A 25,345-nucleotide genomic window follows, 5' to 3' on the forward strand; every position below is an offset into this window, starting at 1 on the left:
GAGGGGTTCAGCGCAAATGCGAGGCCTGATTTTTCATCCGCCGACTCAAGGCGGTGCCCAACAACCCCACCCCCAGGGCACCACCCAAGGCAACAATGTAATGCCAACTGCCAGCCTGAGGCAACCACAAAACCAACGCCGGGTCGGTCACCGCCATGCTGGCGGCGATCCACCCCAGCAACATGCCGCCCAAAGTGACGATGGATGGAAACCGATCCATCAGTTTCAAGATCAGCTGACTGCCACCCACAATGACGGGAATGCTCACCATCAAGCCAAAAATCACCAACGGCATTTGATGCTGCTCACCGGCATTGGTGGCGGCACCCGCGATGGCAATCACATTGTCAATGCTCATCACCAAGTCCGCCACAATGACGGTTTTCACGGCCGCCCAGAGCTTGTCGCTGGTGTGAAACTCTGAATGCCCCTCGTCTTGTGGCAACAACAATTTCACCCCGATCCAAAACAGCAAGGCCGCGCCGACCAGCTTCAAATAGGGCACCTGGAGCAAAGTCAAGGCAAACGCAATCAAGATGACGCGCAACACGATGGCGCCCAGTGTGCCAAAAATAATACCCTTCAAGCGCTGTGTGGCGGGCAATTGGCGGCAGGCCAACGCGATCACCACCGCGTTATCACCCCCAAGCAAAATGTCAATCAAGACAATTTGCCCAACTGCCAACCAAAAATGAGGGGTTAAAAATGCATCCAATCGAACATCCCAACACGCGGCACACGCGCAAACCTGTCAAAAACAACAAAGCCGGATTGTCCACGAAATGGGCATCCGGCTTGCATGGCGCTGCACCTCATATGCAGCTGCATTGGCTCAACTTTTTACAGCATGGCCTTGAGCAGTTTGGCCATTTCAGACGGGTTGCGTGTGACTTTGAAGCCACATTCTTCCATCACTGCCAGCTTGGCTTCAGCGGTGTCAGCACCACCAGAGATCAAGGCACCGGCATGGCCCATGCGCTTGCCTGCAGGGGCGGTCACGCCGGCAATGAAACCCACAATGGGTTTTTTCATGTTGAGCTTGCACCAGCGAGCGGCTTCGGCTTCGTCCGGGCCACCAATTTCGCCAATCATGATGACGGCATCGGTGTCGGGGTCGTCGTTGAAAGCCTTCATCACGTCGATGTGCTTCAAACCGTTGATGGGGTCGCCACCAATACCGACTGCGCTGGACTGACCCAAGCCGATTTCAGTCAACTGCGCCACGGCTTCGTAGGTCAGCGTGCCTGAGCGGCTGACCACACCAATGCGACCTTTGCGGTGAATGTGACCCGGCATGATGCCAATCTTGATCTCGTCAGGCGTGATCAGACCGGGGCAATTGGGGCCGAGCAACAAGGTTTTCTTGCCACCAGCAGCTTCTTTGGCCTTCATGCGGTTGCGCACTTCAAGCATGTCCTTGATCGGGATGCCTTCGGTGATGCAGATGGCCAAGTCCAAATCGGCTTCAACCGCTTCCCAAATGGCCGCAGCTGCGCCTGCGGGAGGCACATAAATCACGCTGACTGTGGCACCAGTCTCAGCAGCTGCTTCTTTGACCGAGGCGTAGATCGGGATGTTGAAAATCGACTCGCCAGCCTTCTTGGGGTTCACACCCGCCACAAAGCAGTTTTTGCCGTTGGCATATTCCTGGCATTTTTCGGTGTGGAACTGACCCGTTTTGCCGGTGATACCTTGGGTGATGACCTTGGTGTCTTGATTGATAAAAATTGACATGATGATTCCTAATCAGCAAATTACTTGGCCACCGCTTTGACAGACGCTTGCGCAGCCTCTGCCATGGTGTCCACGGAAATGATGGGCAAGCCACTGTCGGCCAGCATTTTTTTGCCTAACTCTTCGTTGGTGCCCTTCATGCGCACAATCAAAGGCACATTCAGGTTGGTGGCCTTGCAAGCGGCAATGATGCCGGTGGCAATGGTGTCGCACTTCATGATGCCGCCGAAGATGTTGACCAAAATGGCCTCAACCTTGGGGTTTTTCAGCATGATCTTGAAGGCTTCAGTGACCTTCTCGGGGGTGGCACCGCCGCCCACGTCCAGGAAGTTGGCGGGTTCTGCACCAAACAACTTGATGGTGTCCATGGTGGCCATGGCCAAACCAGCGCCGTTGACCAGGCAGCCGATGTTGCCATCCAGGCTGATGTAGGCCAGGTCAAACTTGCTGGCTTCGACTTCGGCCGGGTCTTCTTCATCGAGGTCGCGGTAGGCCACGATGTCAGGATGACGGAACATGGCGTTGTCGTCAAAGTTGAACTTGGCATCAATGGCCTTGATGTTGCCATTGCCTTCCAGAATCATTGGGTTGATTTCAACCAGCGAGGCATCGGTGTCCATGTAAACCTGGTAGACCTTTTGCAGCACATCCACCGCTTGGGCGGTAGAGCCAGCAGGCACGCCAATGGCGTTGGCCAGCTTGGTGGCTTGTGCCACGGTCAGGCCGGTGGCTGGGTCAACAATTTCAGTGATGATTTTCTCGGGCGTGTCGTGCGCCACTTCTTCAATCGACATGCCGCCTTCAGACGAGGCAATCATGGCCACGCGCTGGCTGGCGCGGTCGGTCACAGCCGATACGTAGTATTCTCTTTGAATGTCGGCACCGTCTTCAATCAGCAAGCGGCGCACTTTTTGACCTTCAGGGCCGGTTTGGTGCGTGACCAACTGCATCCCCAAAATTTCACCGGCCAGTTTGCGCACGTCGTCAATTGAACGCGCCAGCTTGACCCCACCCCCTTTGCCGCGGCCACCGGCGTGGATTTGCGCCTTGACCACCCACACTGGGCCGCCGAGTTTTTGCGCGGCTTCCACCGCCTCTTGAACGGTGAATGCCGCAATGCCGCGAGGCACCGGTACACCAGCTTGACGCAAGATTTCCTTGCCTTGGTACTCGTGAATTTTCATGAGCTCTCTCTCAGGAATAAAGGGGGGAAACAGCCAACTGACAGGCGCTCTAGACAGCCGCAGCGGCACCAGAAAATACAACTTAGAACTGTATCATGCTGATTTAGATCAATCTTGTATAAGACTTACAAGCAACCCACTTTTTAAGACGCGAGTTCACAATGCGAAAAATTTTCATCGATGGCGAAGCCGGCACCACTGGTTTACAAATCCGTGAGCGGCTCCACACCTTGCCCGGCATTGAACTCATCAGCATTGCCCCCGAGCAGCGCAAAGACCCCCAAGCCAAACGCGAACTGATGGCGCAAGCCGATTTGGTGGTGCTCTGTCTCCATGACGAAGCTGCTATTGAATCAGTAGCTATGATTGATTCATTGATAAGCACCACAGGCCAAAAAGGCCCTAAAGTCATTGACGCCTCCACGGCGCACCGCACCGCGCCGGGCTGGATCTATGGTTTTCCTGAACTCGCCCCTGGCCAAACCCAGGCCATTGCGCAAGCCCAACGCGTGGCCAACCCCGGCTGCTACGCCACCGGCGCCATTGCGCTGCTGCGCCCGTTGGTGGATGCGGGCTTGATTCCGGCAGATTTCCCACTGTGCTTGCCTGCAGTCAGCGGCTACTCGGGCGGCGGGCGCAGCATGATTGAAGCCTACGAGCAAGGCCACGCAGCCGCTTTTGAGCTCTACGGCCTGGGTTTGAAGCACAAGCACATTCCCGAGATCATGGCCTGCGTCGGCCTGACCCGCCGCCCTTTGTTTGTGCCCTCTGTGGGCAACTTCAAACAAGGCATGCTGGTGCAAGTGCCGCTGCACCTGGACTTGTTGCCCAGCCAGCCCAGCGCCCAAGACCTGCACAATGTGCTGGCAGCACATTACCAAGGCTGCGCTTACGTCAAAGTTTTGCCAGCCACCCCAGAACTCAAGCTCGATGCCATCGCCTTGGCCAACACCAATCAGCTCGAATTGCGGGTGTTTGCCAACCCAGATGCGTCTGACGGTTTTCGCCACGCGGTGCTGGTGGCGCGCCTGGACAACCTGGGCAAAGGTGCCAGTGGGGCGGCGGTGCAAAACATGAAACTCATGTTGGGCTTGCCAAAATGATGTTTTTGATAGCTACTAGCGCTTATTCCACGAGTGCTAGAGCCATTTTTAGTTAATAAAAACCGCATCTGCGCGGCTGCCTGGCAGCGTGCGGGCAAAGTTTGAACACAGCTAATTTGTCGCGCATGCAAGCCCGGTGGCAAAGGCAAGGACAAAGGCAAGCTGATCAACGCAGCCTCAGTCAGGTCAGGTCTATCGTCTCTGCGTCAAATCCATCAACATCGCCAGCCCCCTTGACCACGCGTCGGATCACGTCGCCGCCAAAGCCACGTGCGGCGAGAAACCGCATCTGGCGCGCGGCCTCTGAAGCCTCGGTGGGTGCTGCACCAAATTTTTTCAGCCACACCGCTTGCGCACGCGCCAGCTCGGTGCTGCGCAGCGCGGCCACGGCCTCTGCCACCCGCAGTGGATCGAGCCCTTTGGTCTGCAGCTCTTGCTTGATGCGCTGCGCACCCAGTTTGGCAGCGCGCCGGTTCAGCACCGACTCCACCACCCGCTGCTCGCTGATAAAGCCTTTGGCTTGCAACTCGTCCAGCGCCAGCGCCAAGCTGCCAGGCTCATCCTCAAAGCGGGCCAATTTGCGCTCCAGCTCTTGGCGCGAATGCTCGCGCCCGCTCAACAAGCGCAGGGCGCGCCCTTTCAAAGACGGCTGGTCAAACCCCACCATGCACCCTGTGGAGAAAATTCAAGGCTTGAGAATTTTCAAAAAACATAGCTGCTTACGCTTATTCAATAAGCTCTAGAGTGCTTTTTTGCTTGTGGTTTTGGTGGCCACCTCAGGCACCTCGCCACCGGCCATCAAGGCAATGCCCAGCGAGGCGCGCACCTTGTTTTCAATCTCACGTGACAGCGCTGGGTTTTCTTTCAAAAACTCACGCGCGTTGTCGCGCCCTTGGCCAATTTTTTCGCCGTTGTAGGCGTACCAGGCGCCAGACTTGTCAAGGATGTTGGCGTTGACCCCCATGTCGATGATCTCGCCCTCGCGGCTGATGCCCAGGCCAAACATGATGTCGAACTCGGCCGTTTTGAACGGCGGCGCCACCTTGTTCTTGACCACTTTGACCTTGGTTTCATTGCCAATCGACTCGTCGCCTTTTTTGATGGTGCCGGTGCGACGAATGTCCAGCCGCACCGAGGCGTAAAACTTCAGCGCGTTGCCGCCGGTGGTGGTTTCAGGCGAGCCAAACATCACGCCAATCTTCATGCGAATCTGATTGATGAAGATCACCATGCAGTTGGTTTTCTTGATGTGCGCAGTGAGTTTGCGCAGCGCCTGACTCATCAAGCGGGCTTGCAGGCCGGGCAGGCTGTCACCCATTTCACCTTCTAACTCGGCCTTGGGGGTCAATGCGGCCACCGAGTCCACCACAATCAAATCGACCGCGCCAGAGCGCACCAGGCTGTCGACAATTTCGAGCGCTTGTTCGCCGGTATCGGGCTGGCTGATCAGCAGGTCTTGCAGGTTCACGCCCAGGTTTTGCGCGTACTGAATGTCCAGCGCGTGCTCTGCATCGACGAAGGCGCACTGGCCACCGGTTTTTTGCATCTCGGCAATCACTTGCAGCGTCAAGGTGGTTTTGCCAGAAGACTCTGGGCCATAGATTTCAACCACCCGGCCGCGTGGCAGGCCGCCTACGCCCAAGGCAATGTCCAACCCCAGTGAGCCGGTGGAGACCACCTGAATGTCTTCAATGACTTCGCCTTCACCCAGACGCATGATGGTGCCTTTGCCAAACTGCTTCTCGATTTGGGCCAGCGCCACTTGCAAGGCTTTGGCTTTTTCGGCGTTGATGGGGGTCGGGGCTTTGACGGGTGCGTCCATGGCGAATCTCCTGAAGTTGATACAAATGGTGATGAAAGCGAAGGGTTTGCATCTTCTGTTTTTAATGACAGGCTGGATGCTTGAACAGTAGTTTAACCACAAGCTTTGATTCAATAAACTGTTTTTATAGTCAATTTGGTTTACTATTTGGCACATGATGACCCACTCAACACCCAACACTTGGCGCCAAGCGCATGTGGGGCATTGGCTGGCGCAGGCCAGTCGCCGGTTTGATGCCCGGGTGCTGGTGCTGATGGCGGGCAATGACCGCATGCCATTGGCACTGGCCAACTTGGCGCGGCGTGGCAAGCTGACGGCCTCGCACGTCCACATCACCCGGCATTTGCCGCTGGCAGGCGCACGCTTGACTGAGCTGGCCAGTCTGGCCGGTGTCAGCAAACAAGCCATGGGCAAGCTGGTTGACCAATGTGCGGCCTGGGGGCTGGTACAGCGCCAGCCCGACCCGCGCGACGCACGCGCCTGGCGGGTGGTGTTCAGCGCTGGCGGACTGAGCTGGCTGCAGGCTTACCAAGAAGCAGTGCAACAAGCGCAAGCTGAACTGCAAGCCGCCATTGGCGACGATGTGGCCACCGTGCTGTGCCTCGGTCTGGAGGCTTATGCCGCCTAGAATGCAAAACCCAGAGTGCTGATGACAAGCACCGCCACCTGATCCGTTCGACCCCCCAAGAGGAGACATGTATGCGAATTCTGATAGCTGAAGACGACCAGGTGTTGGCTGATGGATTGCTGAGAACCCTGCGCAACTCTGGCGCAGCGGTTGACCACGTGGCCAGTGGCACCGAAGCCGATGCCGCCTTGATGACCAACACCGAGTTTGACCTGCTGATTCTCGACTTAGGCCTGCCTCGCATGCATGGCCTGGAGGTGCTCAAGCGCCTGCGCTCGCGCGGCTCGTCGCTCCCGGTGCTGATTTTGACCGCCGCCGACAGTGTGGAAGAGCGCGTCAAAGGGCTCGACTACGGTGCCGATGACTACATGGCCAAACCCTTTAGCCTGCAAGAGCTTGAAGCCCGGGTGCGCGCCCTGAGCCGACGTGGCATGGGCACCGCCAGCAGCACCATCAAGCATGGCCCGCTGATTTACGACCAAGGTGGCCGCGTGGCCACCATTGACGGCGTGATGGTGGAGCTTTCCGCCCGCGAACTGGGTCTGCTAGAGGTGTTGTTGCAGCGCGCCGGCCGCCTGGTCAGCAAAGACCAACTGGTGGAGCGCCTGTGTGAATGGGGTGAAGAGGTGAGCAACAACGCCATTGAGGTCTACATCCACCGCTTGCGCAAGAAGATCGAGAAAGGGCCGATTCGCATTGCCACGGTGCGCGGCCTGGGCTACTGCCTGGAAAAAATCCCTAACTAATCGACTGCCGTCACGCCGTGGTGTCCACCTTTCAGCGCGAACAGCGCTCGCTGTTTGGCGAAATCCTGGACTGGATGCTGACGCCGCTGCTGCTGCTGTGGCCAGTCAGCCTGGTCTTGACCTGGCTGGTGGCGCAAGGCATTGCCGGCAAACCCTTTGACCGGGCGCTTGAATACAACGTGCGCGCCATGGCGCAGCTGATCACCATCCAGCGCAGTCGTGCCAGATTTTCATTGCCCCGCCCGGCACGCGAGCTGCTGCGCGCCGATGACTCTGACACCATTTACTACCAAGTGCTAGGCACCCGGGGCGAGTTTCTCAGTGGCGAAAAAGACATTCCACCACCGCCAGGCGTGGATGCCGTGGTGATTGACGAAGTGCGTATCCGTGACGAGGTGATCAAGGGCTTTGATGTCAAGGTGGCCTACATGTGGGTCAGTTTGCCCATTGCAGACAGCAAACCGGCGCTGGTGCAAGTGGCTGAAACACTAGAGAAACGCTCGATTTTGGCCACCGAGATCGTCAAAGGCGTGATGCTGCCGCAGTTTGTCATCTTGCCGCTGGCGGTGTTGCTGGTTTGGCTGGCACTGGTGCAGTCCATCAAGCCATTGAATCAGTTAGAAGAGCGCATTCGCGCCCGCAAGCCCGATGACCTCAGCCCAATTGATGCCCAGGCAGTACCGATGGAGGTGTCGCCACTGGTGGAGTCGGTCAACGACCTGCTGTTGCGCCTGACCGACTCCATTGCCACCCAAAAGCGCTTTCTGGCCGATGCCGCGCACCAGCTGAAAACCCCGCTGGCGGGGTTGCGCATGCAAGCCGAAATGGCTCAGCGCGAGGGTGCCAGCGCTGACGACTTGAAACATTCCCTGCGCCAGATTGGCAAAGCCAGCGTGCGTGCCACCCACAGCGTGAACCAGTTGCTGGCCCTGGCGCGCGCCGAGAGCAACGGTGCCGCCATGCCGCGCACGGTATGTGACTTGCCTGAACTCACCATGGAAGTGGTGCGCGACTGCGTGCCGCGCGCCCTTGAAAAACACATTGATCTGGGCTACGAGGGCACCGAGCCCGGCAGCCCCAGCTGCAGCGTGCTGGGCAATGCCACCTTGCTCAAAGAAATGGTGCGCAACCTGGTGGACAACGCCATCAACTACACGCCGTCCAGCCTGGCTGCGCCTGGCATCATCACCGCCCGAGTGCTGACCGACCCGTTTGGCCGCACCTTGGTATTGCAAGTGGAAGACTCCGGCCCGGGCGTGCCAGAGGCCGAGCGCGAACTGATTTTTCAGCCGTTTTACCGCGCCTTGGATACCGAAGCCGATGGCTCTGGCCTGGGCCTGCCGATCGTGCTTGAAATTGCCCAGCAGCACCAGGCCACCATCAGTCTGGAAGAAACCCGCCCCGGCCATACCCCACCCGGGGCGCGCTTTGTATTGCGCTTTAGGGCGCTAGAGGTGCCGGGCGCGTAGCCGGCGGGCAGTTCAGCAAAGGCAGCCCACCCAGCGCTTGGCGCACTTTGGGCAACAGGGCTTGCATGCCGTCATCAACAGCGGGCAAACGCAAACGCCATGCCGTGCGCTGAGGCTGCTCTTGCAACACCCGTGCAGTGCGCACGCCGCGCTTGGACAAGGCCTCCAGCGCAGCGGTGGCCTGCTGCTGCGTGGCAAACACCCCCAACGACAGGCCTGGTGCCAAGGCCGAATTGGTCAGCGGCTCAAAGGTCAGGCGCAGGTTGTCAAGCTGGGCACGCTTTTTGGCCAGCTCAGCGGCATTGGCGTATTTGCCCATGTAAATGATCCAGCGCTCGGGCGCCATGACCTCCAGCAATTGCCAGCTGGGCGCTGGCATGGCGGCGGCCAACAGCGCGCGCACGGTCTGCGCTCGCGGTGAATCAATCAACGCAGACTGCAAACACAGCGCAGTGGCCTCAGCGACTGATGCCACGCCAGAAGCGGCAGAGGCTGGGGATGATGCAGGTGCCGCAGACGCTGCAAGCTCAGACGCGGCAGTTGCAGCGGCAGACGCCGCCACCTGGCTGGCATGCGCTTGGGCATCGCTGAGCACCACCAGGGCTTCGGGGTGAATTTGCTGCTGCAGCCGGTGCGGCTCGCGTTGCTCAACCGGTCCCAAGCCATAGGCGCGCAGCCAGCCTTGCCCCCAGGCGAAATAGCCACTGTTGAGCAACACCAGCAACAGCAACACCACGCGCAGCATCAACCCTCCTTGCCTCTGACTGTGTCAGGCACACTCGGCAGTGGTTGCCCAACCGGGCGCACGCTGACCTCCGCGCTGGTGACCCGCTGCACTCCGTGCGCCGTCTCCAGCAGCAACGCCCCAGTGGCGTCGACCCCGCGTGCCAGGCCGGTCATGCCGTCACTCAGCACCACAGGCAACTGCGCCAAGGCATCCGTGGCGTTGAAGCTGGCTTGCAACGGGGCAAAGCCCTGCGCCTGAAACACCAGCAGCGTGCGCACCAGAGGCTCGGCCACCCACGCCAGCGCCTGCGGTGCGTCCATGCCAGGCAACAGCTCAGTCAAGCCCGCGGGTGGGGTCGACAAACCAGCTGCGAGGGGCGGGTGCAGGTTGATGCCCACGCCAATCACGGCGTAACGGCTGGCGTGTGCCGCGCCCCAGTTGGCGGTCTCAATCAAAATGCCTGCCAACTTGCGCCCGTGCCACCACAGGTCATTGGGCCACTTCAGGCGAATGTCAGGGTGCAAGCTGTGCGCCACGCTCAAGCCCACCGCCAAAGACAAGCCAGACCAATCTTGCGGTGCCAACGGTAAACCCAAGGAAAACGTCAGCGCAGAGCCATCGGTGTGAGCCACATCACCCGCCACGGCTGCATGAGGTGCATCGCTGAACCACTGCCGCCCCAGGCGGCCACGCCCGGCGGTTTGGCGCTGTGCCACCAGCAGCACGGGCTCGGTGCGGCCAGCACGGGCACGGCGCATGAGCTCGGAGTTGGTGGAGTCAAGCTCTGGCAACAGCTCAATGGTGAAGCCCGGCAAGCGCGGGCTGATGGCCTGCCAAAGGGCTTCCAGCGGCCAGTGCAGGGGCGCCATCTTCACAAGCGGCGCTGGCGTTTGGGTGCCAGCAGCGTGCCACGGCATTGCGCCGCACCGCACCAGCACGGGTATTGCGCCTTGAGCTTGGGGGTGTAGCGCTCGTCGAGCATCAGGCCGTAGTCGTAGTGCAACTCTTCACCAGCGGCAATGTCGCGGCGGGCTTGGATGAAAATGCGACCATCGCGCTCTTGTGCTTCGCAATTGCCGTCGCATGAATGGTTGATCCAACGCGACGAGTTGCCACCATGCAGCGCGTCAATCACCCGCGTTGCGTCAATGTGAAAATAAAACGTGTGCTGGGGGTTGGCCGCGTCGTGCGGGTGGCGCGCCTGCGCTTCTTGCCAGGTGATGACTTCGCCCACGTATTCCAAAATGACATCGCCCGCCGCCATTGGCTGCAACGCAAATACCCCTTTGCCGTGAATGCCCGAGCGGCGCACCTGCACGCGTCTGCCCGACGTGACCCGCGCCACAGGCGTGCACTGTGTGGCAGGCTGCGGCGGCGAGGTATGGGCTGGGGTGGTGTTGGACACGGTCAAAAATTTGGTATCGTGAACTCGTATGGGTGCGCGTGTGCGTGCCCACCTGTGTGTGCGCCCGTGTGGGCGCGAGAAAAAGGATTGTAGTCAGATGAAAACTGCTGAAGTTTCGAAAACGCTGGTGATTGCTGAAAAGCCCTCTGTGGCGCAAGACATCGTGCGCGCCCTGACCCCGGTGTCAGGCAAGTTTGAAAAGCACGACGAACATTTTGAAAACGACACCCATGTGGTGACCAGCGCGGTGGGGCACTTGGTGGAAATTCAGGCACCTGAAGCCTTTGATGTGAAACGTGGCAAATGGAGTTTTGCCCACCTGCCGGTGATTCCACCGCACTTTGATTTGAAACCGGTCGACAAAACCAAAACGCGGCTGAATGCCGTGGTGAAGCTCGCCAAACGCAAAGACGTGGGCCAACTCATCAACGCCTGCGATGCTGGGCGCGAGGGCGAGCTGATTTTTCGGCTGATCGAGCAATACGCCGGCGGCGCCAAGCCGCTGGGCAAACCGGTGAGCCGCCTGTGGCTGCAAAGCATGACCCCGCAAGCCATCCGCGACGGCTTCGATCACCTGCGCTCTAACGCCCAAATGCAGCCGCTGGCCGATGCCGCGCGCTGCCGCTCTGAGGCCGATTGGCTGGTGGGCATCAACGGCACCCGCGCCATGACGGCGTTCAACTCGCGCGACGGCGGCTTCTTTCTGACCACCGTGGGTCGGGTGCAAACCCCGACGCTGAGCGTGGTGGTGGAGCGCGAGGAGCAAATTCGCAAATTCATCAGCCGCGACTACTGGGAAATTCACGCCAACTTTGCCGCCCAAGCGGGCACCTACCCGGCCAAGTGGTTCAACCCAGCGCACAAAAAAGATGCGGATGATGCCGAGAAAAAGGCCGACCGGGTGTGGAGCGAAGCGCAGGCGCGCGCCATTTGCGATGCCGTGCAGGGCAGCACGGCCAGCGTGACCGAAGAAAGCAAACCCACCACGCAAGTCTCGCCCCTGCTGTTTGACCTGACCAGCCTGCAGCGCGAGGCCAATGGCAAATTTGGCTTCAGTGCCAAGGCCACGCTGTCGATTGCGCAAAGCTTGTATGAGCGCCACAAGGCCCTGACCTACCCGCGAACTGACTCGCGCGCACTGCCCGAAGACTATGTGCCAGTGGTCAAACAAACCTTTGAGATGCTGGCCGACAGCAGCTTCAAACACCTGGCACCGCACGCCCTGACCGCCCTCAACAACAACTACATCCGCCCCAGTAAACGGATTTTTGACAACGCCAAGGTGAGTGATCACTTTGCCATCATCCCCACACTGCAAGAGCCTGGAGCGCTCTCAGAAGCAGAGCAAAAAATTTACGATTTGGTGGTGCGCCGCTTCATGGCGGTGTTTTTCCCGGCAGCCGAATACCAAGTCACTACCCGTATTTCTGTGGCCGCGGGTCACAGCTTCAAAACCGAAGGCAAGGTGTTGGTCAAACCCGGTTGGCTGGCCATTTACGGCAAAGAAGCCGCCCTGGAGGTGGAAGGCGGCAAAGACGGCGACAAGGGTCAAAACCTGGTGCCCGTGGCGGTCGGTGAGCGGGTCAAAACCGACAGTGTGGAACCTAAAGGCCTGAAAACCCGCCCCCCAGCACGCTACTCTGAAGCCACCTTGCTCGGCGCCATGGAGGGTGCCGGCAAAACCGTGGAAGACGACGAACTGCGCGAAGCCATGCAAGAAAAAGGCTTGGGCACGCCGGCCACCCGCTCCAGCATCATTGAAGGCTTGATCTCCGAGGCCTACATGTTGCGCGAAGGCCGCGAGCTGATCCCCACCGCCAAAGCCTTCCAGCTGATGACGCTCCTGCGTGGCCTGGACGTGCAAGAGCTGACCAAAGCCGAACTCACTGGCGAATGGGAATTCAAGCTGGCACAGATGGAGCACGGCAAGCTCAGCCGCACGGCCTTCATGAGCGAGATTGCCGCCATGACCGAGCGCATGGTCAAAAAAGCCAAAGAGTACGACCGCGACACCATCCCCGGCGACTTCGCCACCCTGCAAACACCGTGCCCCAACTGCGGCGGCATCGTCAAGGAGAACTACCGCCGCTACGCCTGCACCGGCATGGACGGCCAGAGCGACGGCTGCGGCTTCTCGTTTGGCAAAACACCCGCCGGGCGCACCTTTGAAGCCGCTGAAGTGGAGCAGTTTTTGCGCGACCGCAAAATTGGCCCCTTGACCGGTTTCCGCTCCAAAGCGGGCTGGCCGTTTGTGGCCGAAATGGTCATCAAATTTGACGAGGAAAGCCAAAACTACAAGCTTGAGTTTGACTTTGGCGACGACAAAAAAGGCGAAGAAACCGGCGAGCTGGTTGACTTTTCAGCCCAGGAACCGCTGGGTGTCTGCCCTCAATGTGGCTCAAATGTGTTCGAGCACGGCAAAAACTACGTTTGCGAAAAATCCGTCCCGACCGAGGCTCAACCCACGCCCAGTTGCGACTTCAAAACCGGCCAGATCATTCTGCAGCAACCCATTGAACGTGAGCAAATGACCAAGCTGCTGGCCACGGGCAAAACCGAGGTGCTCGACAAATTCGTCAGCATGCGCACCCGGCGCCCGTTCAAGGCCATGCTGGCCTGGGATGCTGAGGCGGGCAAGGTGAACTTTGAATTTGCACCCAGCAAATTCCCGCCCCGCAAGACCGCCGCCACACCTCTGGTGAAAGCCGCAGTTGCTGCTAAAAAAGGAGCTGCTAGCGCAGGTAGAACAAGCGCCACAGGCACAAAAGGCTTAAAAAAACCAGCCATGAAAGCAGCCCAGTCAACCGCCGCAAAAACCCCCAAAGCGCCGCGCAAAACGCCTGCGGCAGGCACGCCTGGGTCTACCCCCAGCGCCGCCTTGGCAGCAGTCATAGGCACCGAACCGGTGGCACGCGCCCAGGTGATCAAAAAACTGTGGGATTACATCAAAGCCAACAACCTGCAAGACGCAGCCAACAAACGCAACATCAATGCCGACGACAAACTGTTGGCCGTGTTTGGCAAACCGCAGGTCAGCATGTTTGAAATCACCGGCATTGTGGGCAAGCACCTGGGCTGATGTTGATGGCTGGCGCAAGGCAAGTTGCGCCGCTATTCGTCGCTTGAACCCACCAGCCCACCCAGCAAGCTGCCGCCCAAAACGCCACCGCCGAGCAGCGAGCCCTGCTCGGCCGAGCGCCCGCCTGCCGCGGGTGCTGACAAGATGATGCGGTTGGCCAAGCGAGACAGCGGCAGCGACTGCAGCCAAATCTTGCCCGGCCCGCGCAGCGTGGCAAAAAACAAACCCTCGCCACCAAACAGCGCCGACTTGATCTTGCCCACGTACTGAATGTCAAAGTCCACACTGGGCTGGTAGGCCACCACGCAACCGGTGTCCACCCGCAGCACCTCGCCAGCGGCCAGCGTGCGCGCCATCAGCGTGCCGCCCGCATGCACAAAGGCCAGGCCGTCGCCGTCGAGCTTTTGCATGATGAAGCCCTCACCCCCAAACAAACCCACGCCGAGCTTTTTTTGGAAGCCAATGCCCAGCGAAACCCCTTTGGCCGCACACAAAAACGAGTCTTTTTGGCACAGCAGCGTGCCGCCCAGCTCACTCAAATCCAACGCAATGATCTTGCCTGGGTAAGGGGCTGCAAAAGCCACGCGCTGTTTGCCAGACCCTTGGTTTTGGAACACGGTGGTGAACAGGCTCTCGCCCGTGACCAGGCGTTTGCCAGCCCCCATGAGCTTGCCAAAAAAGCCACCCTGCTGCGACCCGTCGCCAAACACCGTGTCCATTTGAATGCCGTCTTGCATGTACATCATGGCGCCAGCCTCGCCCACGGCGGCTTCGCCGGGGTCGAGCTCAACCTCCACATACTGCATGTCGTTGCCAAAAATCTCGTAATCCACTTCATCCATGGCCATGGTTTGCTCCAATAAAAACCGCACCCCCAGCGGATGCGAGACACAGAAGATAGCAAACAAACTCGCAAAAATTCACCGACCTCAGCGAGCGGACAAAACGCCTGCCTGCCCTCTCTGCCCTAACTGCGCACCTCAGCCGCTATCTGGCGCAGCGCCTGGGCAAACACTGCCATCGGCTGCCCGCCTGAGATCAGGTGCTGGCGGTTGATGATGACCGCCGGCACCGAATGGATGCCCTGGCCGGTGTAAAACGCCTCTGCCTCGCGCACCTCAGCGGCAAATTCGTCACTGGCCAAAATGCTTTGGGCACGCGCCACATCCAGCCCGGCTTGCGCCACGGCGGCCAGCAACACCTCGGGCGATTCCATCACTTGGCGCTGGCCGTGGCAGGCCACCAGCAGCGCTTTTTTCAGTGCCAGTTGCTGCGTCGCGGATTCCAGGCCCGCCCAATGCAGCAGCCGGTGGGCATCCAAGGTGTTGTAAATGCGACCGCGCCCGTCGGGGTTGAAGCCAAAGCCCACATCCGCGCCGCGCTGCGCGATGGTGGCGCGAATCTGCGCCTGCTGCTCAGGTGTGGAGCCATACTTTTGCGTCAGGTGCTCGCCAATGTCCTGGCCACCTGCGGGCATGTCCGGGTTGAGTTCAAACGGCTGGACGTGAATGTCTGCCACCACCTCGTCTTGCACGTCGGTCAGCGCTTGTTCTAGCGCGGTCAGCCCAATGGCGCACCACGGGCAGGAGATGTCGGATACAAAGTCAATATGAAGAGGGGAAGCCATGGCAAATCCGTCGGTAATGGGACAAGCCGCCATTGTCTGGGTTGGCTGAAACACTTGCTGGGGCCAGTGAATGGCACACAGTGTCAGACGGCTCCATGGTGCGATTCGGACCGTGGTGTTTGCACCGCCACCCTGCTGACACCACGCTGTCAGTAGCCCCGCCGCATCATCAGGGCTTCTTCAACTCACAGGAAAAAATCCTCATGAAAAACGCCATCAACTGGTTTGAAATCAGCACCACCGATCTGGACAAAGCCCAGGCCTTTTACGAAGCCGTGTTGGGCAAACCCCTGCGCCGCGAGGCCATGGGGCCGTCCAGCTTGGCGGTGTTCCCCTACGACCCGGCCAGCAACGGGGTGGGTGGTGCGCTGCTGTGTGACCCCAGCGCCCCCAGGCCGGGCAGCGGTGGCACGCTGGTGTACCTGGATGCCTCGCCTTCGCTGGACGCGGCGCTGGCACGGGTCACCCCGGCGGGCGGCCAGGTGGCCTTGCCACGCCAGGCTTTGCCACCGGGCATGGGTTTCTTTGCCCACTTCATTGACCCGGACGGCAACCGCGTCGGCTTGCACGCGCTGGCTTGAGGCATGGTCACGCGCAACAACTGGATTGCGGTCGCCTGTGCCGACCATGCCCGCCGGGGATGTGCCCAGCCAGCGCACGGTTTCATGCAGGTCTGCCACGGCAAACGTGCGCCTTTGATGCGGGTGCTGCCGGGCGACCTCGTCACCTACTACGCACCCACCCTCACAATGGGTGGCAAAGACAAACACCAGTGCTTTGTGTCGATGGGCATCGTGCAGCCGGGCCTGCCCTATGCCTTTGACATGGGGGGCCGGTTTGTACCGCATCGCCGTGATGTCGTGTATGTGCCGGCGCAGGAGACACCCATCGCGCCGCTGTTGGATCGGTTGGCGTTTGTTGAAAATCGCCGCCGTTGGGGCTACCACTTCAGATTTGGCTTGTTCAAGGTGAACGACCACGACATGGCGTTGATTGCGCAGGCCATGCAGGCTGACGCGGTGACCCTGGGGTTGGCGGCAGCAACGCTGTGACAACTACATTTTGATAGCTACTTGCGCAAGTATTATGTGGGCTAGCAGCCTCAAACATCACTAACCCATGCGCCGCGCCGACCGCCTGTTTCAAATTGTCCAGCTCATCCGTGGGCGGCGTTTGACCACGGCGGCCTTTCTGGCGCAGCGGCTGGAGGTGTCTGAGCGCACCGTCTACCGCGACGTGGCTGACCTGCAGCACCAGGGCGTGCCGATTGAGGGCGAGGCTGGTGTCGGTTACCGGCTGGGCGCGGGCTTTGACTTGCCGCCGCTGATGTTCACCCACGACGAAGCGCGGGCACTGGTGGCCTCGGTGCGCATGGCGCAGGTGTGGCAAGACCCGGCGCTGGCACGCGCCTCGCAGGCGGGCTTATGCAAAATCTTGTCGGTGTTGCCCGCCACAGCCAGAGCCGCAGCGCAAAGCATGGCGGTTTACGCGCCACCCTTTGGGTTGGAGCCTGCGGTGCAGGCCACTCTGCAAACCCTGCGCGAGGCAGTGCAGACGCACCACAAGCTGCGGCTGCAGTACAGCGACGCCCAGGGTCAGCCCAGTGAACGCACCGTGCGCCCGCTGGGCTGCTTTTACTGGGGCAAGGTCTGGACGCTGGTGGCTTGGTGCGAGACGCGCCAGGCGTTCAGAAGTTTTCGGATGGACCGCATGGCGCAGGTGCAGTTGGTGGACGGCGCGGGCGGTGTCTTTCGTGATGAGCCCGGCAAAACGCTGGCTGACTTTTTGAGAAACGTCTTGCCAGCAGACTGTCAGACACCATTGACGCTCTATTTTGAATAGCTGCTTGCGCTTATTCAATAAGGGCTACAGACCAATTTGGCTTATAAGCCCAGCGTCTGCAAAAGCTGCTCCACCTGCGCCTTGTTCAGTCGCTGTCTGGCAGTTCAAAAGCAAGTCAACTTGCCGCCCATCCTCGCGCCAGCGTTGCAGCAGTGAGGCCAGTGAACCACCGGAACTGACATGTGCCACCACAATCTTTTGGGCCAGTTGCGCCGCCAGCGCATTGCGCGCATCAGCCAGTTGACGAGTTAGCCGGTTCGCAGTTGTCACATGACTCACCACAGCCAGATTCCCTTGCGCCAACGGCTCAGTCCACTCAGGCGGCAGTCTGGCACCTTGCAGCGGCCTGGCCAACACCACCACCGCCGGGCTGCGCGCGGCAATTAAAACTTTTAATACCGACTGCTCCAGTGGCGAGTGGAACCCGCTGATAACCGCCTGTCTGGCACGGGCTTGCTGCAAAGCCCAGTCCATCGCTGCGCGGATGGCACTGCCAGGACATTGGCGAGACGCAAAAAACGCTGTCAACTCGCCGGTCAAAAGCCCTCGGCTCCCACAGCCAGAAAGCTCACCTTCAGACCCATGCACCCAGACATCCAATGTCAAGGGTTTACCCTTTGTTAAGTCAGCTCCAGATAATGATGACATCAGAAAGTTATTGATTTATATAGGTTTTAAGTCGTCTTCAATTTCATTATCCAAGCCAAAAGATAATGAACGTGTCAGATCCAACAGGCCAGCCAACTCTGGTTTGGTGTAACTGGCTTGCTGGCGTGACGGCGCTGGCAAGGCAACCAGCACACCTTGCGCAACCCATTGACGCAACTGCTTGGAAGCTGCCAGTGTGTCCAGGTTCGAAATCTCGCGCAGTTTCCCGTTGGCAATGGAGCCATTGCGGTCAATCCAGTCACTCACCTGCGTCCACAGAGGTGGCCGCTCTTCATTGAGCAAAGTCACCAGCAACGTGGGCACAGCGCCGTCCAGTTGCTCCCGATACAGCGGCTCGTACAAATTAGCCTGCGCCATCTGCGCAAACATCATCGGCACGCCCTCGCCCGCGTCCACATTGGGGGGCGCTGGGAACTCGCGCAAATTTCTTGCCAGCAGGCTGTTGCGTGGCACTGACCCGGCCATGTCAATGGTGGCGGGTGTCAAATTGCCGGGCAGCCGCCCAGGGCTTTCAACTTCTACACGGTCATCAAAAATGCGAATATGAATATCCCGGTTCAACCGGTAGTCACGGTGTACCACGGCATTGGTAATGGCTTCTTTGATCACCCGCTCCGGGAACTGGTAGCGCGTCTTGAAGCCCGAGCCCACCATCGTCAGCCCTACCGCCAACCGATCCAGCACATAGGCCTAAAGTCGAGCGTGCGACTTTCGTACACGGCCAAAAGTGCGGTGATGCGGTCGGCGGAAAGGTCGACCATGAGTGGGCACCCGTTGGTAGCGTGACATGCCGGTCTTGATTTGGTTTGCTGTGGCTTTTATTGCTATATTTAGAGTAGCTGTTTACGCATGTTTTATCTGGGCTAGAGAGTGTTTTTATGCATAACATTTGAGCGGCATAGTTGGAGGACTACGTTTGTAATGAGGTTTGGAAAAAATCGATCATCGTCAATCCAGATACCTGCTCAGCAGCAGAGATGCCACTTAACAAACCTTTATTAATGAATGCCCAAATTTCTTGAATGAACCCAATTTTCCAAGCTGCCCAAAGTTGGCTGGGATTTGCTCGGCAATTCGAATGGCTGCCAGTTTGGGCTGGTAAGCGCCCTGCATCGGCTGTGGGCCAAACGGAACGTTGTGCTGCTCGAAGAGTTGTTCGAGCCGCTTTTTGGGATTGGCTACCGTGTCGGCGTTCTTGGTATGCGCAATTGCCACTGGGTGCGCGGGCCGCGACAGCACGGCGGAGAGCGCCGTGCCATCTGCCAGCAGCCATGCCTCCAACTCTTTGTGAATGGCGATCAAAAACAGGCAAGGGTGCGTAGCAACCCCTGCATTCACCAGCGACGGCAGCAGGTCTAGCCGGTCTTGCGCTTCTCCATCGGGCTTTTCCCAGCGCGGCAATATGTCCCAAATGATCAGCACCTTGTTGTAACCAGTGGTAAACAATGTTTTGGCGACCTCGCCCGCCTTGGAAAACAACTCTGGTTTAGTGCCTTGGGGAAATGTCTTGACTGCTGCACCGGGCGCAATGCGTTTGGCAAAGTGTTCAAACACTTGCGCGTCCTCTCCGGCTAAACGGCCTTCGCACACAATGGCTACCTTCATTCGCCGTCTCCCCAACCGCCCGCTGGGGCTTCGCCATCGGTGGCGGCAGGCGCGCCAGCGCTAGGCGAGGGATCACGCTGCAAAGCGTTCATGGTGTACAGCCGCCCAGGCATAAAGCTCTGGCGCCAGGCCTGCATCTCAGCCCGGCTGCCCGGCCAGGAAAACTCTGGCCCCTTCTCGCCACGCTCACACAGCAGCACATCGTCCAAATCCAGCATGTCAAGCAAATAGGGGGAGTGGGTGGTGGCAATGATCTGGGAGCGGCCACTTTGCGCTGCGGAGCGCATCAAGTCCACCACCAGCCCGACGGTGCGCGGGTCCAAGCCGTTCTCCACCTCTTCAATAAACACCACCGGTGGCGGGTCAGGGTCCAGCAACGTTGCGATGAGCGGCAGCACCCGCAACGAGCCCGACGACATCAACCACCCCGGAATCTCGTACTTGCTTTCCAGCAACTGCACATAGCTGCGGCGGATGATGCCTGCGTCAAGCACCTTGGGCTCCACGTCGCTGGCGTACGGCAGCACATAACGCAGCGCGTGGGTAATTTGCTCAAAGGCTGAAGGCGAGCGTTCACGCAGGTCGATCAAATACTCAGCCACGTTCGAGCCATCACTTGCCAACCGGATACGCTGACCACTGCGGCTGACAGACTGCAACTGGCCAATAGCATCTGGATTGAGCCGCAAAAACAGCGTGTTGCGCAAACTGCGCGTGACCTTGTCGAAAGCTCCCAAGAAGGGCAACAGCGTGTTCGCGCCGCCGATGCTCCTGGACGCGCCTTCGATATTCGCCTTCAGATCGTCCGAGTATTTGAGTCCCGAAAAACTTGAGTTAACGTTTTTCCCGACAACATTGCGTTCAAATTTGGTTGAAGCTATTTGCCCGTGCTCTTGCTGGATAAACAGCAGGTTTCCTTTGTCTGCGGTATTGACTGCCACGGACACTTTAGCGTTGACTTTGTCAAGTTTGAGGTTCAGCGTCAGCTTCATGGGGTTGGGCTGCTTGGAAAGCGGTGCACTGCTCGCTTTGCCTGCTTGTGCACCCTTGTGCCAGATGTGCTCAAACCCCTGCCAATGCTTCATGGCACCTTCCACCCCAAGGTCCAGGATGCGCACATAAGTCTCAGCAGCCTCCAGCAGGCTTGACTTGCCACTGCCATTGTTGCCAATGATCACATTCAGCGGCTTCAGTCGAATGGTGCCGGATGAACGCAACGCCTTGAAGTTTTCTACAGCTATAGATGTGATTTGCATGGCGTTCTCGATCAAGTGTTTTGGCTAGCTAGTCCACCAGCCCATTTGCTACCCGACGGTAGGCGTTGTGGGCATCCACCTTGACGGCATCGGCCACCAGCGGGAAGGTGCCCAGAATGTAGACGAACTCGGTTTCTGTCAGGCCGTAGAGGTGGGCGACCAAGCCGTCCAACTCGGCACGAAGTTTGGCGCGCTCGGTAGGATCGGTGGTGCCAAAGGCCACCACTGTCCCTGGTTGCGGCTTCAAACCCACCTCTTTGGCAAGGTCGTCGAACTCGGGGGCGGTACAGATCAGGCGCGCGGCTCTGCTGACAATGGCTCGAAAGGCTCCGCTACTTGAGGCAGGACTCGGCACTGGCAACAGGTGAATCGCAAACTGACTGACGTTGGAGGTCACTTGTTGCCGGATGAAGTAGTCGGCCACAAACGAATTCAGTGCGGCGCACAGATACAAGCTGGTTTGCGGATCAAGCAACTTGTCCACATTGACAAACAGCGAATGCACGACGACTGAATTGGGCGGCAGCACGGTGCAAATAAGTGTCCGTTCGTTGGTGCTGCTGGCAATACGCCGAATTGCAATGCGGTAGTGGTGCCAGTCGTCGCGTGGGTAAAAACGGGTGGTTTTGAACGTCGCCTCAGAAATCCACCATTTTGGTTTTTCCAGCTGGCCATCAAACTGGCCCATCATCTTGCCCTCCCAAACCACCAATCCCTGGCCGTCGTAGTTGAACAGAGGGTGATCAGACGAAGACATGAACTCGCGCGAAATAGATAGCGGCTCACCCTTGACCCACTTGCCCAGCGGGGTGAATTGGGTCAGTTTTTCTGCAATGCCAAGTTCACTGGTTTGCTTGAATTCCATCACCGAATGGCTGTCGGGCGACAGGCGTTTGATCAGCTCGACATCCAGCCACAGCGCGCCCTCGTTGGGAAAACGGGCAAGTTCCTCGACATCGTGGCGCATGAAAGCTGCCGGAAAACGTTTGGTGCCGCCCCCGCTGCTGTCTTCGACCGCCAGCGGTGCCAGCAAGTCATCAGGCGGCGCACTGGCATTTGCCTCACCGGTTTGCTGGAGGCGTAGCGTCGCAGACTTTTCAAACGTCAGCACGACAAACTTGAAGCTACTATGCACACCTTCGAAAATCGTTTTGCGGTTCTCGAAACAAAACAGACCCTCAATTTGCGTCTGTGAAAACAGCAGGTCGCGCAACCCCTTGGTGCCCAGGTCGTTGTAAATGCCACTGGGAATCACGATGCCGCAATGGCCGCCAGGCCTGAGCAGGTGAAAACTGCGCTCGACAAACAGCTTGTAGAGGTTGACATCGCTGCCTGCCTTTTTGCCACCGACCATAGCGCTTTGGTGTTTGAACTCCGGCGCTGACCTGAACCAACTGCTCATGTGGGGAAAACGGCTTTCGTAAGCCAGCCACGCTTGTCTGATCTCGGTTTTTTGCAGCAATTTGTCTTGCTCTTTTTCAAAGTCCGCGATGGCCATCTTGTTGGTGGTGACCAAGCTGGAATATTCTGAAAAAAACTCTTTGGCCTGCGGTTTGAAAATTTCCCAAGGCGGGTTGGCCAGAATGATGTCAAAACCCCCGCGCCGCTGCACGATGTCGTCAAACACATACCCCCAGTGAAACGGTGTTTGGGCGGCAATGTCCCTGGTCTCGATGGGGCGCTTTTTGACTTTGCCCAACGTTTGCTTGGCTGTATCCCAGGTCGGTTCTTCAAACTTAATTTTGAGTTTTTCAAACTGGTCACGCAGCAACTCATTCATGATGCCGCTGGCGGCTTGCATTTCTTTGTCGATGTTGTCGCGCAAATCTTGCATGCGCACCGCCTTACCAAAAACTTCAACGGCGTGGCGGTAGGTGTCTAAGTCACGGTTTTTGGCACTTAGCAGCTCTTTAAAGGGCCTGGGCTTGGTAGCGGCAAACAGGCTGAGCTGGGTGTTGGTTTGGTTGAACTCCACCTCATCCACCCGCATCAACCCCACCAACGAGTTGCCGGGCAGGATGTTGAAGTCGATGTTGGGCAGCGGCTCCAGATCTTCCACATTTCGCACGCTGGACACCATGGCCAGAAACAGCCGCAGTTTGGCGATTTCGCAGGCTTCTTCCATGATGTCCACGCCGTGCAGGTTGTCGGTGACGATGCGGCGTTTGATGTAGTAGCCCACGCTGGGGTGGTCATTTTGAATGCCGCGTAGCCAATTTTCCAGGTCTTTGCTGGCACCCATGCCAGCCCGACCCACCACGGCGTAGTAAACGTTGATCAGGCATTTGAGTGCCGCCACCAGAAACGCGCCCGAACCCACCGCCGGGTCCAGGATGGTGATGCTGGGCAACACAACGTTGACCAGTTTCAGCGCAGTGCGCGCGTCCATGCGCGCCAGCAGATCGGACACGGTGTCGAACTTGATTTCTTTCAGACCCAGCTCGGGCATGGCGGGCTCGTGTACCCGCTCCAGAATCATCTGGTGAATGCTGCGCTCGGCCAGATAGCCAGTGATCTCGGGCCGGGTGTAATAGGCACCAAAGGCTTTCTGGTTGATGTATTTCTCAAAGATGTAGCCCAGCACGTCGGGGTTGATCTCGTCTGCGTCGCCACCGGGGGTGTCGTCCAAGTGCCATGTGTAGCTGGCGAACAGCTCAAAAATGCCTTTGAAAGCGGCATCGGCCACGGTCAGCGTGGTGCCGACGCGTGGCACATGATTGGCGTCCAGCTCCAGCTTGTGATGCAGGAACAGACCACCGTTGAGGTAAGGGATTTGGCCAGTCAGGGCTTTTGCCGCTGGGCTACGGTCAGTCTCCGGCTTGGCGAAGGCTTCAAAAAACAGGGCGTTGAGGAATTCGCCAAAGAAACGGTCTGGCCCGCGTTGCTCGCTTTTTTGTAGCTGCTCACGCAGGTAGTCAAAGGACTGGAGGTCTAAAAAGCCCTTTTTCTGCAGAAACCATACAAACATCAGCCGGTTCAGCAGCACGCTGGCGTACCAGCGTTTGTCGCGTTCGTTGCCTATGCCTTTGATGTGGCTGAGCAGTTCCAGATGTTGCTGCTGGTAGGCGGTGAAGAACTTTTTGGTGGTTTTATCCACGTCCAGCGCCGCCTGGATGCGCCGCGCGGCTTCCAGCACCGGTAGGCGACCGGATGCGTCCAACTCTGACAATTCCACCACCATGGCTTGCAGCTTGCTGGCGAACAAGTCCACCGGCTGGCCCTTGAAGTAGTCGTGGCGGCGCGATGTCAGGCGCGGTTTGCCGGAATCGGGGTGTTTGTCGCGCTTGACCCAATACCACTGGCTTTGGCTGGCACCCGTCTGTTTGTCGGTAAAGATCAGCAGGTTTTCGGCATGGGTGTGGACGATGTGTTTCCACACCCGCAGGTGCTGCTGTTCGTCAGGCCAGCCACCATGCACCACCACCTGAATGGCGACCACGCCGCCCAGCTCGGCCACGGTGCGGCGGGTGAACGGGGTTTCACCTGCTGCGTCGCTGGCCCAGGCGGCTTCTGAACTGGCGTGGTTCCAGCCCAGGACATCTGCGAACAGCCGGGGGAAGTCAAACGCTGACAGGTATTTTTCGAAGCCGGGAAAGTCAAGGTGGGCCATTCAACGCACCCCCAGTTGTTTGATGGTTTGCAGCCCCAGCAACGAGCGCATTTGGGTGATGGCCATGGTGTTAAGTACCAGCAGGCGTTGTGGCGCACTCTGACCTTGGTGGATCAGCATGGCATTGATGCTTTCCAGGTTGGACAGCACAACCAGTTGCTCTAGCGTTGCGGTATCGCGCATGTTGCCAGGCTGCTCCGGGTTGGCATCACGCCATTGCTTGGCCGTGATGCCAAACAGCGCCACATTCAGTAGGTCGGCCTCGCTGGCATAGGTGCTGCTCTTTTGTTCAGCGGTCAACTGCGTCGGAATCAGCCGTTCTTTGATGGCATCGGTATGGATTTTGTAGTTGACCTTGGACAGGGTGGGCTGAAAGTTCCACTCCAGTTTTGATGTTTGCGACTCTTCATCTTTCAGCCGCTGGAACTCTTTGATAAGGTAAAGCTTGAATTCGGCGCTGATCCACATGCCAAACTCAAAGGCAATGTCTTTGTGTGCATAGGTGCCACCATACCGACCGGTTGCAGCATAGATGCCAATGGCGTTGGTTTGCTTGACCCACTCCTTGGCGCTCAGTTTGTAGCTGTTGAGCCCGGCCTTGCTTTTAATTGTGGCGAATTCGCCATAATTAAAGTTGGGGTTGTAGATGCTTTCCCAAATGCCCAGAAACTCAACGGTATTGCGGTTGCGCAGCCAGTCCGCGATAAAAAAGTCGCCGTCTTTGGCTTTGAGCATATCGGTCAGCGAGATGTAGTCTTGCGCATGCCGCGTGGCAATGGTGACTTCAGCACCTTGAACTGTAATGACCCGATTTTTCATATTTCGTTTCCTACTTTGCG

General features: G+C 58.5%; 24 protein-coding genes. 8 read left to right on the forward strand and 16 right to left on the reverse strand.

What is annotated here, in order from left to right:
- Positions 1–7: 7 nt before the first annotated feature.
- The 3 genes from PHT20_RS04385 to sucC form a co-directional block, all read right to left on the reverse strand.
- Positions 8–715, reverse strand: coding sequence for a TerC family protein (locus PHT20_RS04385; RefSeq protein ID WP_301019574.1), 708 nt, complete (start codon positions 713–715; stop codon positions 8–10).
- 125 nt (positions 716–840) lie between these two features.
- Complete coding sequence (gene sucD, locus PHT20_RS04390; RefSeq protein ID WP_300086175.1) at positions 841–1,734, reverse strand: succinate--CoA ligase subunit alpha; 894 nt, start codon at positions 1,732–1,734, stop codon at positions 841–843.
- A gap of 20 nt (positions 1,735–1,754) precedes the next feature.
- Positions 1,755–2,918 (reverse strand): ADP-forming succinate--CoA ligase subunit beta, encoded by a 1,164-nt coding sequence (sucC, locus tag PHT20_RS04395; protein ID WP_301019575.1) that lies wholly within the window; start codon positions 2,916–2,918, stop codon positions 1,755–1,757.
- A gap of 161 nt (positions 2,919–3,079) precedes the next feature.
- On the opposite strand from sucC, the gene argC reads away from it, so the two are divergent.
- Positions 3,080–4,021 carry an N-acetyl-gamma-glutamyl-phosphate reductase gene (gene argC, locus PHT20_RS04400; RefSeq protein ID WP_301019576.1) on the forward strand — a complete coding sequence of 314 codons (942 nt, stop codon included), beginning with the start codon at positions 3,080–3,082 and terminating at the stop codon, positions 4,019–4,021.
- A 181-nt stretch (positions 4,022–4,202) separates the two neighbouring features.
- Here the strand turns inward: argC and recX are convergent, their stop codons facing one another.
- Positions 4,203–4,685: a recombination regulator RecX gene (gene recX, locus PHT20_RS04405; RefSeq protein WP_301019607.1), complete on the reverse strand. Its 483-nt coding sequence runs from the start codon at positions 4,683–4,685 to the stop codon at positions 4,203–4,205.
- A 75-nt stretch (positions 4,686–4,760) separates the two neighbouring features.
- Positions 4,761–5,843: a recombinase RecA gene (gene recA / locus PHT20_RS04410; RefSeq protein ID WP_301019577.1), complete on the reverse strand. Its 1,083-nt coding sequence runs from the start codon at positions 5,841–5,843 to the stop codon at positions 4,761–4,763.
- Between the two features lie 157 nt (positions 5,844–6,000).
- Here recA and PHT20_RS04415 point away from each other — a divergent pair, with 157 nt between their 5' ends.
- The 3 genes from PHT20_RS04415 to PHT20_RS04425 all read left to right on the forward strand — a co-directional run bounded on the left by PHT20_RS04415 (position 6,001) and on the right by PHT20_RS04425 (position 8,686).
- Positions 6,001–6,471 (forward strand): helix-turn-helix domain-containing protein, encoded by a 471-nt coding sequence (locus PHT20_RS04415; protein WP_301019578.1) that lies wholly within the window; start codon positions 6,001–6,003, stop codon positions 6,469–6,471.
- A 71-nt stretch (positions 6,472–6,542) separates the two neighbouring features.
- Complete coding sequence (locus PHT20_RS04420; RefSeq protein ID WP_300086157.1) at positions 6,543–7,217, forward strand: response regulator transcription factor; 675 nt, start codon at positions 6,543–6,545, stop codon at positions 7,215–7,217.
- Positions 7,218–7,237: 20 nt separating this feature from the next.
- Positions 7,238–8,686 carry a sensor histidine kinase gene (locus PHT20_RS04425; protein ID WP_301019608.1) on the forward strand — a complete coding sequence of 483 codons (1,449 nt, stop codon included), beginning with the start codon at positions 7,238–7,240 and terminating at the stop codon, positions 8,684–8,686.
- Here PHT20_RS04425 and PHT20_RS04430 read toward each other — a convergent pair.
- From PHT20_RS04430 to PHT20_RS04440, 3 genes are read right to left on the reverse strand one after another with little or no spacing between them, the layout of a single operon-like run.
- The gene (locus PHT20_RS04430; protein ID WP_301019579.1) at positions 8,658–9,431 is read right to left on the reverse strand and encodes an SPOR domain-containing protein; all 774 of its coding nucleotides are present in this window, start codon (positions 9,429–9,431) and stop codon (positions 8,658–8,660) included. The genes PHT20_RS04425 and PHT20_RS04430 overlap by 29 nt on opposite strands.
- On the reverse strand, positions 9,431–10,282 hold the full coding sequence (locus PHT20_RS04435; RefSeq protein ID WP_301019580.1) for a biotin--[acetyl-CoA-carboxylase] ligase: 852 nt from the start codon (positions 10,280–10,282) through the stop codon (positions 9,431–9,433). Before PHT20_RS04435 ends, PHT20_RS04430 begins: the two co-directional genes overlap by 1 nt.
- A gap of 2 nt (positions 10,283–10,284) precedes the next feature.
- Positions 10,285–10,758, reverse strand: coding sequence for an SET domain-containing protein-lysine N-methyltransferase (locus tag PHT20_RS04440; protein ID WP_301019609.1), 474 nt, complete (start codon positions 10,756–10,758; stop codon positions 10,285–10,287).
- Between the two features lie 157 nt (positions 10,759–10,915).
- Here PHT20_RS04440 and PHT20_RS04445 point away from each other — a divergent pair, with 157 nt between their 5' ends.
- Complete coding sequence (locus PHT20_RS04445; protein WP_301019581.1) at positions 10,916–13,897, forward strand: DNA topoisomerase III; 2,982 nt, start codon at positions 10,916–10,918, stop codon at positions 13,895–13,897.
- Between the two features lie 32 nt (positions 13,898–13,929).
- On the opposite strand, the gene PHT20_RS04450 is transcribed toward PHT20_RS04445, so the two are convergent.
- A complete protein-coding gene (locus PHT20_RS04450) occupies positions 13,930–14,745 on the reverse strand; it encodes a TIGR00266 family protein (RefSeq protein WP_301019582.1) in 816 nt (271 codons plus the stop codon).
- Positions 14,746–14,864: 119 nt separating this feature from the next.
- Positions 14,865–15,524, reverse strand: coding sequence for a DsbA family oxidoreductase (locus tag PHT20_RS04455; protein ID WP_301019583.1), 660 nt, complete (start codon positions 15,522–15,524; stop codon positions 14,865–14,867).
- Between the two features lie 203 nt (positions 15,525–15,727).
- On the opposite strand from PHT20_RS04455, the gene PHT20_RS04460 reads away from it, so the two are divergent.
- The 3 genes from PHT20_RS04460 to PHT20_RS04470 all read left to right on the forward strand — a co-directional run bounded on the left by PHT20_RS04460 (position 15,728) and on the right by PHT20_RS04470 (position 17,366).
- Positions 15,728–16,105 carry a VOC family protein gene (locus PHT20_RS04460; protein WP_301019584.1) on the forward strand — a complete coding sequence of 126 codons (378 nt, stop codon included), beginning with the start codon at positions 15,728–15,730 and terminating at the stop codon, positions 16,103–16,105.
- Between the two features lie 3 nt (positions 16,106–16,108).
- Positions 16,109–16,576: an EVE domain-containing protein gene (locus tag PHT20_RS04465; RefSeq protein ID WP_301019585.1), complete on the forward strand. Its 468-nt coding sequence runs from the start codon at positions 16,109–16,111 to the stop codon at positions 16,574–16,576.
- 67 nt (positions 16,577–16,643) lie between these two features.
- Positions 16,644–17,366, forward strand: coding sequence for a YafY family protein (locus PHT20_RS04470; RefSeq protein ID WP_301019586.1), 723 nt, complete (start codon positions 16,644–16,646; stop codon positions 17,364–17,366).
- A 24-nt stretch (positions 17,367–17,390) separates the two neighbouring features.
- On the opposite strand, the gene PHT20_RS04475 is transcribed toward PHT20_RS04470, so the two are convergent.
- The 6 genes from PHT20_RS04475 to PHT20_RS04500 all read right to left on the reverse strand — a co-directional run bounded on the left by PHT20_RS04475 (position 17,391) and on the right by PHT20_RS04500 (position 25,325).
- Positions 17,391–17,972, reverse strand: coding sequence for a DNA-processing protein DprA (locus tag PHT20_RS04475; RefSeq protein WP_301019587.1), 582 nt, complete (start codon positions 17,970–17,972; stop codon positions 17,391–17,393).
- A 57-nt stretch (positions 17,973–18,029) separates the two neighbouring features.
- Positions 18,030–18,719: an ATP-binding protein gene (locus PHT20_RS04480; RefSeq protein ID WP_301019588.1), complete on the reverse strand. Its 690-nt coding sequence runs from the start codon at positions 18,717–18,719 to the stop codon at positions 18,030–18,032.
- 300 nt (positions 18,720–19,019) lie between these two features.
- Complete coding sequence (locus PHT20_RS04485) at positions 19,020–19,640, reverse strand: hypothetical protein (RefSeq protein WP_301019589.1); 621 nt, start codon at positions 19,638–19,640, stop codon at positions 19,020–19,022.
- A complete protein-coding gene (locus PHT20_RS04490) occupies positions 19,637–20,896 on the reverse strand; it encodes an ATP-binding protein (RefSeq protein WP_301019590.1) in 1,260 nt (419 codons plus the stop codon). The genes PHT20_RS04485 and PHT20_RS04490 overlap by 4 nt, the downstream gene beginning before the upstream one ends.
- A gap of 28 nt (positions 20,897–20,924) precedes the next feature.
- A complete protein-coding gene (locus tag PHT20_RS04495) occupies positions 20,925–24,506 on the reverse strand; it encodes a DNA methyltransferase (RefSeq protein ID WP_301019591.1) in 3,582 nt (1,193 codons plus the stop codon).
- The gene (locus tag PHT20_RS04500; RefSeq protein ID WP_301019592.1) at positions 24,507–25,325 is read right to left on the reverse strand and encodes a KilA-N domain-containing protein; all 819 of its coding nucleotides are present in this window, start codon (positions 25,323–25,325) and stop codon (positions 24,507–24,509) included.
- Positions 25,326–25,345: the final 20 nt, after the last annotated feature.

It is taken from the genome of Rhodoferax sp. (assembly GCF_028715765.1).
Lineage (GTDB): Bacteria > Pseudomonadota > Gammaproteobacteria > Burkholderiales > Burkholderiaceae_C > Rhodoferax.

Excerpts from the sequence above, each read along its gene's own strand:
- argC (WP_301019576.1), top strand. The coding sequence starts at position 3,080 with ATGCGAAAAATTTTCATCGATGGCGAAGCCGGCACCACTGGTTTACAA.
- PHT20_RS04445 (WP_301019581.1), top strand. The coding sequence starts at position 10,916 with ATGAAAACTGCTGAAGTTTCGAAAACGCTGGTGATTGCTGAAAAGCCC.
- recA (WP_301019577.1), bottom strand. The coding sequence starts at position 5,843 with ATGGACGCACCCGTCAAAGCCCCGACCCCCATCAACGCCGAAAAAGCC.
- PHT20_RS04415 (WP_301019578.1), top strand. The coding sequence starts at position 6,001 with ATGACCCACTCAACACCCAACACTTGGCGCCAAGCGCATGTGGGGCAT.
- PHT20_RS04460 (WP_301019584.1), top strand. The coding sequence starts at position 15,728 with ATGAAAAACGCCATCAACTGGTTTGAAATCAGCACCACCGATCTGGAC.
- PHT20_RS04465 (WP_301019585.1), top strand. The coding sequence starts at position 16,109 with ATGGTCACGCGCAACAACTGGATTGCGGTCGCCTGTGCCGACCATGCC.
- PHT20_RS04420 (WP_300086157.1), top strand. The coding sequence starts at position 6,543 with ATGCGAATTCTGATAGCTGAAGACGACCAGGTGTTGGCTGATGGATTG.
- PHT20_RS04470 (WP_301019586.1), top strand. The coding sequence starts at position 16,644 with ATGCGCCGCGCCGACCGCCTGTTTCAAATTGTCCAGCTCATCCGTGGG.
- PHT20_RS04435 (WP_301019580.1), bottom strand. The coding sequence starts at position 10,282 with ATGGCGCCCCTGCACTGGCCGCTGGAAGCCCTTTGGCAGGCCATCAGC.
- PHT20_RS04455 (WP_301019583.1), bottom strand. The coding sequence starts at position 15,524 with ATGGCTTCCCCTCTTCATATTGACTTTGTATCCGACATCTCCTGCCCG.
- PHT20_RS04485 (WP_301019589.1), bottom strand. The coding sequence starts at position 19,640 with ATGAAGGTAGCCATTGTGTGCGAAGGCCGTTTAGCCGGAGAGGACGCG.
- PHT20_RS04500 (WP_301019592.1), bottom strand. The coding sequence starts at position 25,325 with ATGAAAAATCGGGTCATTACAGTTCAAGGTGCTGAAGTCACCATTGCC.
- PHT20_RS04495 (WP_301019591.1), bottom strand. The coding sequence starts at position 24,506 with ATGGCCCACCTTGACTTTCCCGGCTTCGAAAAATACCTGTCAGCGTTT.
- PHT20_RS04490 (WP_301019590.1), bottom strand. The coding sequence starts at position 20,896 with ATGCAAATCACATCTATAGCTGTAGAAAACTTCAAGGCGTTGCGTTCA.
- PHT20_RS04450 (WP_301019582.1), bottom strand. The coding sequence starts at position 14,745 with ATGGCCATGGATGAAGTGGATTACGAGATTTTTGGCAACGACATGCAG.
- sucD (WP_300086175.1), bottom strand. The coding sequence starts at position 1,734 with ATGTCAATTTTTATCAATCAAGACACCAAGGTCATCACCCAAGGTATC.
- PHT20_RS04430 (WP_301019579.1), bottom strand. The coding sequence starts at position 9,431 with ATGCTGCGCGTGGTGTTGCTGTTGCTGGTGTTGCTCAACAGTGGCTAT.
- sucC (WP_301019575.1), bottom strand. The coding sequence starts at position 2,918 with ATGAAAATTCACGAGTACCAAGGCAAGGAAATCTTGCGTCAAGCTGGT.